Raw genomic sequence first — 13,894 nt, forward strand, 5'->3', positions numbered from 1 at the left:
CGTTTCCCGCACCGTACAAATGGCGTACAAAGTCGTACCGACCGGTTGCCCCACCCTTTCGCACCCCCCCTAGACTGAACCTCCAGCAGGTGGCTCACGCTCGAAAGGCGCCCCCGTGTCCATCGGCAACTCCCCTGAAGACGACCGGCCCGCCGACGACCTCGGCCCCGCCGAGCTCCCGGCCGACGACCGTCCCCCGATCGGGCGCGCCCTCCAGCAGGCGCGGATCGATTCCGGACTCACCGTCGAGCAGGTCAGCACCGCCACCCGGGTGCGCGTCCCGATCATCCACGCCATCGAGCAGGACGACTTCAGCCGCTGCGGCGGCGACGTCTACGCCCGCGGGCACATCCGCACGCTCGCCCGTGCGGTCGGCCTCGACCCCGCCGAACTGCTGGAGCGGTTCGCCGCCGATCACGGGGGCCGTCCCGCGCCGACCCCCGCCGCCCCGCTCTTCGAGGCCGAGCGCATCCGGCCCGAGCCGCGCCGCCCCAACTGGACGGCCGCCATGGTCGCGGCGATCGTCGTGGTGATCGCCTTCGTCGGCTTCACCGCGTTCCGGGGCGACTCCGAACCGGACGGGGGCCGGACCCCCGTCGCCGGCAGCGGCTCCACCTCCGCCGGCACCGCCACGGCCAAGCCGAACCCGCCGAAGCCCGCCGACCCCAAGCCCCACCCGTCCGAGAGCGCGATCGCCGCCGCCCCCCAGGACAAGGTGACGGTCAAGGTCAGCGCCCCGCACGGCACGAGCTGGATCTCCGCGCGCGACCGCAACGGCCGCACCCTCTTCGACGGCCTCCTGGCGCAGGGCGACGCCAAGACCTTCGAGGACAAGCAGCAGATCAACCTGGTCCTCGGCAACGCGGGCGCCATCGAACTGCTGGTCAACGGCAAGGCCATCGAGGACGACTTCAAGCCCGGCATGGTCGAGCGCCTGACCTACACCAAGGGCGACCCCGCGGCGGGCTGATACCCCGCGTGTCGCCGGGCGGTGCAGCGCCGCCCGGCGACACGCTCCGGAGCCGGCACGGGCCGAAGGGGCCGGAACCGTGCCCGAGGCGCAAGGGCGGTCACCGGGACGAAGTAGTCTTGAGTCCATGCCCGAACGCCGCACCGTCGCTCTCGTCACTCTTGGCTGCGCCCGTAACGAGGTGGACTCGGAGGAGCTGGCAGGCCGCTTGGAGGCGGACGGCTGGCAACTCGTCGAGGACGCCGAGGACGCGGACGTCGCCGTCGTCAACACCTGCGGATTCGTCGACGCCGCCAAGAAGGACTCGGTCGACGCCCTCCTGGAGGCCAACGACCTCAAGGGACACGGGAGAACGCAGGCCGTCGTGGCCGTCGGCTGCATGGCCGAGCGGTACGGGAAGGACCTCGCCGAGGCCCTTCCGGAGGCGGACGGCATCCTCGGCTTCGACGACTACGCGGACATCTCCGACCGCCTCCAGACCATCCTGAGCGGTGGCATCCACGCCTCCCACACCCCGCGCGACCGCCGCAAGCTGCTGCCCGTCAGCCCCGCCGAGCGCCAGGCCGCCGGCGCGGACGTCGCCCTGCCCGGCCACGCCCCCGCGACCGTCCCCCGGGACCTGCCCGAGGGCCTCGCCCCGGCCTCCGGTCCCCGTGCGCCGCTGCGCCGCCGGCTCGGCGCCGCGCCCGTCGCGTCCGTGAAGCTGGCCTCCGGGTGCGACCGGCGCTGCACGTTCTGCGCCATCCCCTCCTTCCGCGGCTCCTTCATCTCCCGCCGTCCCTCCGACGTCCTCGGCGAGACCCGCTGGCTGGCCGAGCAGGGCGTCAAGGAGGTCATGCTGGTCTCCGAGAACAACACCTCCTACGGCAAGGACCTGGGCGACATCCGCCTCCTGGAGACCCTGCTGCCCGAGCTGGCCGCGGTCGACGGCATCGAGCGGGTGCGGGTGAGCTACCTCCAGCCCGCCGAGATGCGCCCCGGCCTGATCGACGTGCTCACCTCCACCGAGAAGGTCGCGCCCTACTTCGACCTGTCGTTCCAGCACTCCGCGCCCGCGGTGCTGCGGGCGATGCGCCGCTTCGGCGACACCGACCGCTTCCTGGAGCTGCTCGACCAGATCCGCACCAAGGCGCCCCAGGCCGGAGTGCGGTCCAACTTCATCGTGGGCTTCCCCGGCGAGAGCGAGGAGGACCTCGCCGAGCTGGAGCGCTTCCTCACCCACGCCCGCCTGGACGCCATCGGCGTGTTCGGCTACTCCGACGAGGAGGGCACCGAAGCGGCCACCTACGCCACCAAGCACGACGAGGACACCGTCGCCGACCGACTGGCCCGGGTGTCGCGGCTCGCCGACGAGCTCACCGCCCAGCGCGCCGAGGAACGCCTCGGCGAGACACTGGAGGTACTCGTCGAGTCCCCGGGCACCGGCGACGACCTCGACGAGGACGGGTCGGCCGTGGGGCGCGGGGCCCACCAGGCCCCCGAGACCGACGGGCAGGTGCGCTTCACCGACGCCGTCCCGCTCACCGTGGGCCGTATGGTCAGGGCGAAGGTGGTGGGCACCGAAGGCGTCGACCTCCTGGCGGAGGTCGTGGAGCTGACCGCGAGCGACGTGCGTTCCGAGGAGGCGGCCAGATGACCGGAGTCCCGGCATCCGCGACGGGCGGTTCCGGCAGGCCGGTGCCCGGCGGCAAGCTGGGCGCTGCGGCCGTCAACCAGGCCAGCCTGTGGAACATCGCCAACATCCTCACCATGATCCGGCTGCTGCTCGTCCCGGCCTTCGTGGTGCTGATGCTCGCGGACGGCGGATACGACCCGGCCTGGCGCTCCCTGGCCTGGGCCGCGTTCGCCATCGCCATGATCACGGACCTCTTCGACGGCCACCTGGCACGGACGTACAACCTGGTCACCGACTTCGGCAAGATCGCCGACCCGATCGCCGACAAGGCGATCATGGGCGCGGCGCTGGTCTGCCTGTCCTCCCTGGGCGACCTGCCCTGGTGGGTGACGGGGGTGATCCTCGGCCGTGAGCTGGGCGTCACCCTGCTGCGCTTCGTCGTGATCCGTTACGGGGTGATCCCGGCCAGCCGCGGCGGCAAGATGAAGACGCTCGCCCAGGGCACCGCCGTGGGCATGTACGTGCTGGCGCTCACCGGGCCGCTGGCCACCCTGCGGTTCTGGGTGATGGCGGTGGCCGTGGTCCTGACGGTGGTCACCGGACTCGACTACGTGCGCCAGGCCGTGGTGCTGCGCCGGCGCGGCATCGCCGAGCGCCGGGCCCTGGCCGCCGGACCGTCGGCCCCGGTGGAGCGGGAAGCCGAGCGGTGAGCACGCCGGCCGCCGAGGCACTGCGACTGCTGCGGGACCGGGGCGAGACCCTCGCCGTGGCGGAGTCGCTCACCGGCGGCCTGGTCGCGGCGGCGGTCACCGAGGTGCCCGGTGCCTCCTCCGCCTTCCGCGGTTCGGTGACTGCCTACGCGACGGACCTCAAGGCCGGTCTGCTCGGGGTCGACGCCGGTGTGCTGGCGGCCCGGGGCGCCGTGGACGACGCGGTCGCGCTCCAGATGGCGGACGGGGTGCGGCGGGCGCTCGGCGCGCAATGGGGGATCGCGACCACGGGCGTCGCGGGGCCGGAGCCGCAGGACGGGCGGCCGGTGGGCACGGTGTACGTCGCCGTGCGCGGGCCACGGGACGGCGGCAAAGTGGTCGCATTGAGGTTGAACGGCGATCGGACGGAAATCCGTAGGGAGAGTGTGCGCAGTGTGCTCGCCCTCCTGCTGGAACGTCTGTCCGACCGGCCGGGAGGCGCCCGGGCACAGGATACGGAACAGAACGGGGGGACTTGATGTTTGCAGCCCTGAGTGAACACGACATCGCTCCCCGCACGGCCGCGGCGCAAGGCGGTACGGTGGGGCGTGAAGGATGCGGCTACACGGTCCGAGGAGGGAGCAACCGATGATTCTGCTCCGTCGCCTGTTGGGTGACGTGCTGCGTCGGCAGCGCCAGCGCCAGGGCCGTACTCTGCGCGAAGTCTCCTCGTCCGCCCGAGTGTCACTCGGCTATCTCTCCGAGGTGGAGCGGGGGCAGAAGGAGGCATCCTCTGAGCTGCTCTCCGCGATCTGCGACGCGCTTGACGTACGGATGTCCGAGCTGATGCGTGAGGTGAGCGACGAGCTCGCCCTCGCGGAGCTGGCCGAGTCTGCGGCCAACGAGTCGGTGCCCGCACCGGTGCGCCCGATGCTCAATTCCGTGTCGGTGACCGGTGTGCCACCGGAACGGGTCACGATCAAGGCGCCCGCGGAGGCGGTGGACGTCGTCGCGGCCTGACGGTCCGCGGTGTCCGCACGCGCCACGACGCCCCAGGGGTTCCGAAGCCCCGGTCCGGACGCTCCCCCCGTGGGAGCCGTTCGGACCGGGGCTTCTTCCTGTGCACCGGTTCGACCGGACCAGGTGTACATCTCCCCGTTCGGGTAGGTGTGCCATGGTTGGAGATGAATGATCTCCCCCTGCGGAACCGGAGGACCGGCATGTACGTCGTGAAGAGCCCGCTGTCTGACGCCGCCATGAAGACCGTGGCCGAGGCCCTGCAAGGAGCTCTGGTGGATCTGGTGGACCTGTCGCTGATCTCCAAACAGATCCACTGGAACGTCGTCGGGCCGCGTTTCCGCTCCATCCACCTGCAACTCGACGAGGTGGTCGACACCGCCCGACTGCACTCGGACACCGTGGCCGAGCGCGCCTCCACCCTGGGCGTCCCGCCGGACGGCCGTGCGGAGACGGTGGCCCGCACCAGCGGCACCGGCAAGGTCCCCGACGGCTGGATCAAGGACGCGGACGCGGTGGGCACCCTGGTCGGCGCCCTCGGTTCGGTGATCGCACGGATGCGGGAGCGGGTGGACGCCACCGCCGACGCCGACCCGGTCAGCCAGGACATCCTCATCCAGATCACGGCCGATCTGGAGAAGCACCACTGGATGTTCCAGGCCGAGAACGGCTGAGCGGCACGCTGCGCCCCCGCCCGACCGGCTCCGTCCGGTCCACCGGGCCCGGACGCACGGTCCTCCGGCTGACCGCGGTGGTCGGCGGGGTGCTGTGGTGGTGGGCCGCCCTGCGGCTGGCCCTCGCCCCCGGGGCCGGACTGCGGGAGGGCCTGGTGACGGCCACCGGCTGGGGGCTGAGCCTGCTCCCGGTGCACAGCGCTCCCGCCCGGCCGAAGGTCCGGCGCCGTCAGGGCGGTGCCGGACCGGTCTGACAGGACGGACACCAGTGGACGGGACGGGTCCCGAAGCCCTCGGGCCGGTCGGCCCGGCGGACCGGGGTCCCGCACCGCAGGCAGGGGCGCGGGGCCCGACCGTACGCGTACAGCCGCTCGTCGCGGCGGCCGGTGGTCACCCGGACCGGACGGTCGCGGTTGGCCGCCAGCAGGTCCCGGGCGAGACCGGGCAGCGCGGCCAGCCGGTCGGGCGGCACCTCCGCGACCGGTAGCCAGGGCGTGACCCCGAGCAGGAAGCACAGCTCCACGGCGTAGACGTTGCCGATGCCGGCGAGGTTGCGCTGGTCGAGCAGCGCTTCCAGGAGCGGGCGACCGGGCCGGGCCAGCAGGTTCCCCCGCACCCGCTCCGGGTCCCAGCCGGGGCCGAGCGGATCGGGGCCGAGGTGGCCGACCACCCGGGTCTCGTCCGCGGAGCGCAGGAGATCCAGCACCGGCAGCCGGTAGCCCACGGCCGTGACCGTGCCGGTGCCCAGGATCGCCCGGATCTGGTGCGCGGGGCCGCCGCGCCAGCGCTCCCCGGCCCGGTACACCTGCCAGGAGCCGTCCATGCGGAGATGGGAGTGCAGGGTGAGCCCGCCCTCCAGCCGGGTCAGCAGGTGCTTCCCGCGCGGCGTGGTGTCCAGGACGGTGCGGCCCCGCAGATCCGCCGTCGCCAGACGGGGGACCCGCAGGTCGGACCGGGTCAGCAGCTGCCCGGACAGTGCTCGGTGCAGCCGCCGTGCGGCCTGCCAGACCGTGTCGCCCTCGGGCACCTGACGCACCTCCTCGCCGTGTCGGCCGGCCTCCGGTCCCATCCTCGCAGCCGCTCCCGGGCGCGGCTGCGGGAGCCGGCGGCCGGTGAGTAGACTCGGCGAACGTGGCGGATACCCAGTACGAAGACCTGTTGCGGTTGGTGCTCACCTCCGGGACGGCCAAGGACGACCGGACGGGCACGGGCACCCGGAGTGTCTTCGGGCACCAACTGCGCTATGACCTCTCGCGCGGGTTCCCGCTGGTCACCACCAAGAAGGTGCACCTCAAGTCGATCGTGTACGAGCTGCTGTGGTTCCTGAGGGGCGAGTCGAACGTCGGCTGGCTGAACGAGCACGGCGTCACCATCTGGGACGAGTGGGCCGACGGGAAGGGCGAACTGGGTCCGGTCTACGGTGCCCAGTGGCGTTCCTGGCCCACCCCGGACGGTCGGCACGTCGACCAGATCTCCGAGGTCCTCGATACCCTGCGCCGGGACCCCGACTCCCGCCGGATGGTGGTGTCCGCCTGGAACGTCGGGGAACTGGACCGGATGGCGCTCGCCCCGTGCCACGCCTTCTTCCAGTTCTACGTCGCCGAGGGCAGGCTCTCCTGCCAGCTGTACCAGCGCAGCGCGGACCTGTTCCTCGGCGTCCCGTTCAACATCGCGAGCTACGCCCTGCTCACCCACATGGTGGCGCAGCAGGTCGATCTGGAGCCGGGCGACTTCATCTGGACCGGCGGTGACTGCCACATCTACGACAACCACGTCGAGCAGGTGACCGAACAGCTCTCGCGCGCCCCGTTCGCCTTCCCCGAGCTGCGGCTGCGCCGGGCCGATTCGCTCTTCGACTACGCCTACGCCGACGTCGAGGTGCTGGGCTACCGGCACCACCCGCCCATCAAGGCGCCGGTGGCGGTGTGAACGTCGGGCTGATCTGGGCGCAGACCCGTGCCGGCGTGATCGGCGCCGGCGGGGGCATCCCGTGGCGCCTGGCCGAGGACATGGCGCACTTCAAGGCGACCACCCTCGGTCATCCGGTGGTGATGGGCCGCAGGACCTGGGACTCGTTGCCGGTGCGCTTCCGTCCGTTGCCGGGGCGGCGCAACGTCGTGGTGACCCGTGACGCCCGGTGGGCGGCCGGGGGCGCGGAACGCGCGGGCTCCGTCGAGGAGGCCCTGGCGCGGGCCGCCGAGCCCGTCGGGGCGAAGACGCCCACCGAGACCTGGGTGATCGGCGGGGGGGAGATCTACCGGGCCGCCCTGGGGCACGCCACGACGCTCTCGGTGACGGAGATCGACTCGGCGGTGGACGGCGACACCCACGCGCCGGTCCTGGACGCCGGCTGGACGGCCGTCGAGGAGGACGAAGGGTGGCGGGTGTCCGCGTCCGGGCTGCGCTACCGCTTCTGCCGCTACGTGCGCTGAGGGGCGCAGCCGCCGGTGCTCCGCCCCCGGCCCGACGTCTCAGCCGCGCAGGCGCAGGCCCCGGGGCGTGGCGTGGAATCCGGCCGCCTCCAGCAGCTCACCGAACGTCGAGTTCAGCGCCGGGGTGCCGTTGACCCGTTCCACCGTGACCGTGCCCAGGGCGCCGTCCCGACCCGCTCGGGCCACTGCCTCGGCGGCGGCCGTCAACCGCGGGTCGCTGCGCCAGGCCACCGCTTCCGCCGTCGGGTCGGTGGGCCAGGCCAGCAGGGTCTTGCCGCCCCGCTCCAGGTAGAGGGCGAGCTCCCCCTCCACCAGGACGACCATCGAGCCGGCCTTGCGCCCGGGCTTGTGACCGGCTCCGGTCGGCGGGTCGGGCCAGGGCAGGGCCGCCCCGTAGGCGTTGGCCGGGTCCGCCGCGGCCAGCACCACCGCGCGCGGGCCGGCGGTGGCGCCGCGGGCAGGACGACGGGGAGCCGGGTCGAAGGCGTCGGCCTCCCCGGGCGGGAGCGGGGCGCTGTCGCCGCGCTCCCGGGCCGTCGCCACCGCCCGGAGCCGGTCCACCGCCCCGTCCACGGCGAACTGGGCCGCGCCCAAGCCCTCCACCACGTAGCCGCGCCGGGCCTGTCCGTTCTCCTCGAACGCGGACAGCACCCGGTAGGCCGCGGCGAAGCCGCCCTCGACGCCTTCGGCCGCGACGGCCCCCCGGGTCACCACCCCGTGCCGGTCCAGCAGGGTGCGGGCCAGTGCGTGGGCGCGCACGGTCGGGTCCGGCTCGACCGGGGCGAGCAGGGACCAGCGTCCCCCCACGGTGGGCGGACCGCTGCGGGAGGCCGCCGGGCGGGCCGCGGCGGTGAGCGAGCCGTACCGTCCGCGGGGGACGGTACGGCGGGCCCGGTGCGCCGTGGCACCGGCGGTGCGGCCGGAGCCGAGCAGGGCACGCAGCGGTGCGAGGGTGTCGTTGGTCAGCCGACCCGACCAGGCCAGGTCCCACAGCGCCTCGGCGAGCGACGGATCGGTGGCCTCCGGGTGACCCGCGGCCCGGACCCGTTCGGCGATCTGACGGAAGAACAGCCCGTAGCCGCCGGAGAGGGCGTCCAGCACGGACCGGTGCAGTTCGGTCAGCTCCAAGGGATGGGGCGGGGGGAGGAGCAGGGGCGCCGCATCGGCGAGGTAGAGGGAGACCCAGCCGTCCTTGCCGGGCAGGGAACCGGCCCCCGCCCACACCACTTCGCCGGAGGTCGTCAGCTCGTCCAGCAGGCTGGGGGCGTAGTCGCCGACCCGGGAGGGCAGGACCAGCTTCTCCAGGGCGGACGCGGGGACGGCGGCGCCCTGGAGCTGTTCGACGGCGCGGACCAGCCCGTCCGGGCCGCGCAGTCCGCCGCGTTCGCCGATGTGCTGCCACCGGGGCAGGAACTGGGCGAGCGCCGGCGCGGGCACCGGCTCCAACTCCTGCCGCAGCGCGGCCAGCGAGCGCCGGCGCAAGCGGCGCAGCACCGCGGTGTCGCACCACTCCTGGCCGATGCCCGCGGGATGGAACTCCCCCTGGACGACCCGCCCCGCGGCCGCCAGCCGGTGCAGTGCGCCGTCCGTGACGGCGGGGCCCAGCCCGAAGCGGGTGGCCGCGGCGGCCGAGGTGAAGGGGGTGTGGGTGCGGGCGTAGCGGGCGAGGAGGTCGCCCAACGGGTCCGGTACCGGTTCGGTGAAGGCCTCGGGCACCCCGACCGGCAGTGCGATGCCCAGGGCGTCCCGCAGGCGTCCCGCGTCCTCGACGGCCGCCCAGTGGTCGGTGCCGGCGATCCGGACCCGGATCGCTCGCCGGGCCGCGGCCAGCTCCGCCGCCCATGCCTCCTCGGCACCGCGCTCGGCCAACTCCCCGGGGGTCAGCGGGCCGAGCAGCCGCAACAGGTCGGCGACGCCTTCCGCGTCCTTGACCCGGCGGTCCTCGGTGCGCCACTGGAGTTCGGCCTCCAACTCGGCCAGCACCTCGGCGTCCAGGAGTTCGCGCAGCTCCGCCCGGCCCAGCAGTTCGGACAGCAGCCGGGAGTCCAGGGAGAGGGCCGCCGCCCGCCGTTCGGCCAGCGGCGAATCGCCCTCGTACAGGAACTGGGCGACGTACCCGAAGAGCAGGGAGCGGGCGAAGGGCGAGGGCTCGGGGGTGGTGACCTCCACCAGCCGGACCCGACGGGACGCGATGTCGCCCATCAGCTCCGAGAGGCCCGGCACGTCGAACACGTCCTGGAGGCACTCGCGGACCGCTTCGAGGACGATCGGGAAGGAACCGAAGTCGCTCGCCACCTCCAGGAGTTGGGCGGCCCGCTGCCGCTGCTGCCAGAGTGGGGTGCGCTTGCCGGGGCTGCGGCGCGGCAACAGCAGGGCCCGTGCGGCGCACTCCCGGAACCGGGACGCGAACAGTGCCGAGCCGCCGACCTGGTCCGTGACGACCTGTTGGACGTCGTCCTTGTCGAACAGCACGTCGGCGGCGCCCACCGGGGCCTGCTCCGCGTCGTACTCCGTGCCCCGCGCGGCCGGCGGGTCCGCGTCCAGGAGGTCCAGCCCCATCAGGTCGGCGTCCGGCAGGCGCAGCACCAGGCCGTCGTCCGCGTGCATCACCTGCGCGTCCATGCCGTACCGCTCGCCGAGGCGGGCGCCCAGGGCGAGGGCCCAGGGGGCGTGCACCTGCGCGCCGAAGGGGGAGTGCACCACCACCCGCCAGTCGCCCAGCTCGTCGCGGAACCGCTCCACCACGATCGTCCGGTCGTCGGGCACGTGTCCGCACGCCGTCCGTTGTTCGTCCAGGTAGGCGAGGACGTTGTCGGCGGCCCAGGCGTCGAGCCCGGCGGCCCGCAGCCGCGCACGGGCGTCCTCGGGGGGCAGTGCGCCGACCTCGCGCAGGAAGGCCCCGAGGGCCCGCCCCAGCTCCAGCGGTCGGCCGAGCTGGTCGCCCTTCCAGAACGGCAGCCGGCCCGGCACGCCCGGCGCGGGGGAGACCAGGACCCGGTCCCGGGTGATGTCCTCGATCCGCCACGAGCTGGTGCCCAGGGTGAACACGTCGCCCACCCGGGACTCGTAGACCATCTCCTCGTCGAGCTCCCCGACCCGGCCGCCGCCCTTCTTGGGATCGGCACCGGCCAGGAAGACCCCGAACAGTCCCCGGTCCGGGATGGTGCCCCCGGAGGTCACGGCGAGGCGCTGCGCGCCGGGGCGGCCGGTGACCGTGCCCGCGATCCGGTCCCACACCACGCGGGGCCGCAGCTCGGCGAAGGCGTCGGAGGGGTAGCGGCCCGCGAGCATGTCCAGCACCGCGGTGAACGCCGACTCGGGCAAGGAGGCGAACGGCGCGGCCCGCCGCACCAGCGCCAGCAGGTCGTCCACCTGCCAGGTGTCCAGGGCGACCATCGCGACCAGCTGCTGCGCGAGCACGTCCAGCGGGTTCGCCGGCACCCGCAGCGACTCGATCGCGCCCGCCCGCATCCGCTCGGTCACCACCGCGGACTGCACCAGGTCACCCCGGTACTTGGGGAACACCACCCCGGTCGACACCGCGCCCACCTGGTGCCCGGCGCGGCCCACCCGCTGGAGCCCGGACGCCACCGAGGGCGGTGACTCCACCTGCACCACCAGGTCCACGGCGCCCATGTCGATGCCCAATTCCAGGCTGGAGGTGGCCACCACGGCGGGTAGCCGGCCGGCCTTCAGGTCCTCTTCGACCAGCGCCCGCTGCTCCTTGGAGACCGAACCGTGGTGGGCCCGGGCGATCACCGGCGGGGCGCCGCGGGCCGCGCCGGAGCCGCCCATCAGGTCGGCCGGCGCGTGCCCCTCGGCCAGCGGGGTGCCGGTGGCCCGCTCGTAGGCGATCTCGTTCAGCCGGTTGCACAGGCGCTCCGCCAGTCGCCGCGAGTTCGCGAAGACGATCGTCGAGCGGTGGGACTGCACCAGATCGGTGATCCGCTCCTCCACGTGCGGCCAGATCGAGGGCCGCTCCCCGTCCTCGCCGGCCTGGGAGGCGGGGGAGCCGCCCAACTCGCCCAGGTCCTCCACCGGCACCACCACCGACAGGTCGAACTCCTTGCCCGAGGGCGGCTGCACCACCTCCACCCGGCGGTGCGGCGAGAGGTAGCGCGCCACCTCGTCCACCGGGCGGACCGTCGCCGACAGGCCGATCCGCCGGGCCGGCCGCGGCAACAGGGCGTCCAGCCGCTCCAGGGAGAGCGCCAGGTGCGCGCCGCGCTTGGTGCCCGCCACCGCGTGGACCTCGTCCAGGATCACGGTCTCCACCCCGGCCAGGGCCTCCCGGGCGGCCGAGGTCAGCATCAGGAACAAGGACTCCGGGGTGGTGATCAGGATGTCCGGCGGGCGGCTCGCCAGGCCGCGCCGCTCGGCGGCCGGGGTGTCGCCCGAACGGATGCCGACCCGCACCTGCGGCTCCGGCAGCCCGAGCCGGACCGCCTCCTGCCGGATGCCCGTCAACGGACTGCGGAGATTGCGCTCCACGTCCACGGCGAGCGCCTTCAACGGGGACACGTACAGCACCCGGCACCGCTGCTTGGGATCGGCGGGCACGGGCGTGGAGGCCAGCCGGTCCAGCGCGGCGAGGAACGCGGCCAGCGTCTTGCCGGAGCCGGTGGGCGCGACCACCAACACGTCGGAACCCTCGCCGATGGCCCGCCAGGCACCGCTCTGCGCGCTCGTGGGCGCGGAGAACGCCCCCGAGAACCAGCCGCGGGTCGCGGGGGAGAACGCGTCGAGAGCGGACGTCACCATGCCCCCATCCTGCACCCCGCCACTGACATTCCCCCCGACCTGCGCACACGGCCCCGAGGGCGGGGCCGGCCGCCCGGGGGAGAATGGGCACCGTGGCCGGTCAGGAGGAGCGCGCACGGCACTGGCAGTACGCCGGGCTGCCCGGCGTCGACCTGTTGCGGGCCCGGTACGTGCGCAAGACCTTCCGCCATCACACCCACGAGAACTTCGTGATCGCCGCCGTCAGCGAGGGCGTCGAGGTCTTCCACCACAGCGGCGCCGACCGGTACGCAGGTCCCGGCGCACTCGCCCTGGTCAACCCCGACACCCCGCACACCGGGCGCGCCGAGGGGCCCGAGGGGTGGCGCTACGGCGCCCTCTACCCCGCCCCCGCCCTGGTGGCCGAGATCGCCGCCGAGACCACCGGCATCCGCGGCGCCCCCGGCTTCACCGTCCCGGTCGTCGACGATCCGGTCGCCGCCCGCCTGGTCCACCGGGTGCTGCGCGCCACCGAGGAGGGCAACGCCCTGGCCGCCGACACGCTGCTGCGGGCCACCGTCACCCGGCTGCTGCGCCGGGCCGGCGGCGCCCTGCCCGCGCGTCCGGTCCGCTCGGCCGGGGCCCGTACGGCCGCCCGGGCCCGTGCCGTGCTGGAGGAGGGCCTGGACCGGCCGCCGAGCCTGGAACGCCTCGCCGCCGCCCTGGACACCTCGCCGTTCTCCCTGCTCAGAGCCTTCCGCGACACCTACGGCATGCCCCCGCACACCTGGCTCACCGATGCGCGGGTGCGCCGGGCCAGGCACCTGCTGGACGCCGGAACCCCGCCCGCGGAGGTGGCCCTCGCCGTGGGCTTCGTCGACCAGTCGCACCTCAGCCGCCACTTCGCCCGGATCGTCGGCGTTCCCCCGGGCGCCTACCAGCGGGGGCGCAAGAACGTACAAGAAGCCTCCGGCGCACTCGTCGTACGGTCGAGGGCGTGACAGAAGCGACAGAACGGATATCCGCCGCGCCGGCGGGCAGGACCGACGTACCGGACCGGCCGGAGGGACCCGGCAAGCGCGACGCCGCCGTGGTCCGGGACGCGCTCGGCGTGGGAGTGGCCGTCGGCCTCTCCGGCTTCGCCTTCGGGGTGACCGCGGCCGGCGGCGGCCTCGACCTCCTCCAGACCTGCGCCCTGAGCCTCCTGGTCTTCACCGGAGCCTCCCAGTTCGCCCTGGTCGGCGCGCTCGCCGCGGGCGGCAACCCGTTCACCGCCGCGGCGGGGGCCTTCTTCCTCGGCGTCCGCAACGCCTTCTACGGGTTGCGGCTGTCCCAGGTGCTCGCCCTCCCGCGCGCGGTGCGTCCGCTGGCGGCGCACTGGGTCATCGACGAGACCGCGGTGGTCTCCCTCGCCCAGCCCACCCGCCGGGCCGCCCGGATCGGCTTCACGGTCACCGGGCTCACCCTCTACGTGCTCTGGAACCTCACCACCCTGCTCGGGGCGCTCGGCGCGGACGCCATCGGCGACACCGACGCCTGGGGGCTCGACGCCGCCGCGCCCGCGGTGTTCCTCGCCCTGCTGGCCCCCATGCTCCGCACCACCGCCGAACGCGCCGTCGCGGGCCTCGCGGTGCTGTTGGGCCTCGGACTGCTCCCGCTGCTGCCGGCCGGGGTGCCCGTGCTCGCCGCCGCCCTCGCCGCACCCGTGGTCCTCTACGTCAGCGGACGGCGGGCGCCCCGTGCCCCGGACCGTCCGGGAAGGCGGGTCGCCCCGTGAC

13 protein-coding genes are annotated in these 13,894 nt (G+C 74.2%); 11 read left to right on the top strand and 2 right to left on the bottom strand.

Translation table 11 applies throughout. The features are described 5' to 3' along the window. Positions 1 to 115: 115 nt before the first annotated feature. The 7 genes from ACSMX9_RS23245 to ACSMX9_RS23275 all read left to right on the top strand — a co-directional run bounded on the left by ACSMX9_RS23245 (position 116) and on the right by ACSMX9_RS23275 (position 5,219). Positions 116 to 970, top strand: a complete 855-nt coding sequence (locus ACSMX9_RS23245; protein ID WP_445396637.1) for a helix-turn-helix domain-containing protein — start codon at positions 116 to 118, stop codon at positions 968 to 970. A gap of 127 nt (positions 971 to 1,097) precedes the next feature. Further along, positions 1,098 to 2,606 carry a 30S ribosomal protein S12 methylthiotransferase RimO gene (gene rimO / locus ACSMX9_RS23250; protein WP_445396639.1) on the top strand — a complete coding sequence of 503 codons (1,509 nt, stop codon included), beginning with the start codon at positions 1,098 to 1,100 and terminating at the stop codon, positions 2,604 to 2,606. Then, positions 2,603 to 3,295 (top strand): CDP-diacylglycerol--glycerol-3-phosphate 3-phosphatidyltransferase, encoded by a 693-nt coding sequence (gene pgsA, locus ACSMX9_RS23255; protein WP_445396641.1) that lies wholly within the window; start codon positions 2,603 to 2,605, stop codon positions 3,293 to 3,295. Before rimO ends, pgsA begins: the two co-directional genes overlap by 4 nt. Further along, positions 3,292 to 3,813 (top strand): CinA family protein, encoded by a 522-nt coding sequence (locus ACSMX9_RS23260; protein WP_445396643.1) that lies wholly within the window; start codon positions 3,292 to 3,294, stop codon positions 3,811 to 3,813. The genes pgsA and ACSMX9_RS23260 overlap by 4 nt, the downstream gene beginning before the upstream one ends. A gap of 109 nt (positions 3,814 to 3,922) precedes the next feature. Then, a complete protein-coding gene (locus tag ACSMX9_RS23265) occupies positions 3,923 to 4,294 on the top strand; it encodes a helix-turn-helix domain-containing protein (protein WP_351243567.1) in 372 nt (123 codons plus the stop codon). 200 nt (positions 4,295 to 4,494) lie between these two features. Beyond that, a complete protein-coding gene (locus ACSMX9_RS23270; RefSeq protein ID WP_351243569.1) occupies positions 4,495 to 4,965 on the top strand; it encodes a Dps family protein in 471 nt (156 codons plus the stop codon). A 77-nt stretch (positions 4,966 to 5,042) separates the two neighbouring features. Continuing rightward, positions 5,043 to 5,219 carry a hypothetical protein gene (locus ACSMX9_RS23275; protein ID WP_351243571.1) on the top strand — a complete coding sequence of 59 codons (177 nt, stop codon included), beginning with the start codon at positions 5,043 to 5,045 and terminating at the stop codon, positions 5,217 to 5,219. On the opposite strand, the gene ACSMX9_RS23280 is transcribed toward ACSMX9_RS23275, so the two are convergent. After that, positions 5,195 to 5,992, bottom strand: coding sequence for an Fpg/Nei family DNA glycosylase (locus tag ACSMX9_RS23280; RefSeq protein WP_445403070.1), 798 nt, complete (start codon positions 5,990 to 5,992; stop codon positions 5,195 to 5,197). The genes ACSMX9_RS23275 and ACSMX9_RS23280 overlap by 25 nt on opposite strands. Positions 5,993 to 6,096: 104 nt before the next feature. On the opposite strand from ACSMX9_RS23280, the gene ACSMX9_RS23285 reads away from it, so the two are divergent. After that, positions 6,097 to 6,894: a thymidylate synthase gene (locus ACSMX9_RS23285; protein ID WP_445396645.1), complete on the top strand. Its 798-nt coding sequence runs from the start codon at positions 6,097 to 6,099 to the stop codon at positions 6,892 to 6,894. Next, positions 6,891 to 7,397, top strand: a complete 507-nt coding sequence (locus tag ACSMX9_RS23290) for a dihydrofolate reductase (RefSeq protein WP_445396647.1) — start codon at positions 6,891 to 6,893, stop codon at positions 7,395 to 7,397. The genes ACSMX9_RS23285 and ACSMX9_RS23290 overlap by 4 nt, the downstream gene beginning before the upstream one ends. A 39-nt stretch (positions 7,398 to 7,436) precedes the next feature. Here the strand turns inward: ACSMX9_RS23290 and ACSMX9_RS23295 are convergent, their stop codons facing one another. Continuing rightward, on the bottom strand, positions 7,437 to 12,158 hold the full coding sequence (locus tag ACSMX9_RS23295; protein WP_445396649.1) for an ATP-dependent helicase: 4,722 nt from the start codon (positions 12,156 to 12,158) through the stop codon (positions 7,437 to 7,439). An 83-nt stretch (positions 12,159 to 12,241) separates the two neighbouring features. Here ACSMX9_RS23295 and ACSMX9_RS23300 point away from each other — a divergent pair, with 83 nt between their 5' ends. Together ACSMX9_RS23300 and ACSMX9_RS23305 are read left to right on the top strand one after the other, a co-directional pair. Beyond that, positions 12,242 to 13,117: an AraC family transcriptional regulator gene (locus tag ACSMX9_RS23300; protein ID WP_445396651.1), complete on the top strand. Its 876-nt coding sequence runs from the start codon at positions 12,242 to 12,244 to the stop codon at positions 13,115 to 13,117. Between the two features lie 17 nt (positions 13,118 to 13,134). Continuing rightward, positions 13,135 to 13,893 (top strand): AzlC family ABC transporter permease, encoded by a 759-nt coding sequence (locus ACSMX9_RS23305; protein WP_445403071.1) that lies wholly within the window; start codon positions 13,135 to 13,137, stop codon positions 13,891 to 13,893. Position 13,894: the final 1 nt, after the last annotated feature.

The organism is Streptomyces sp. LE64, from assembly GCF_052606915.1.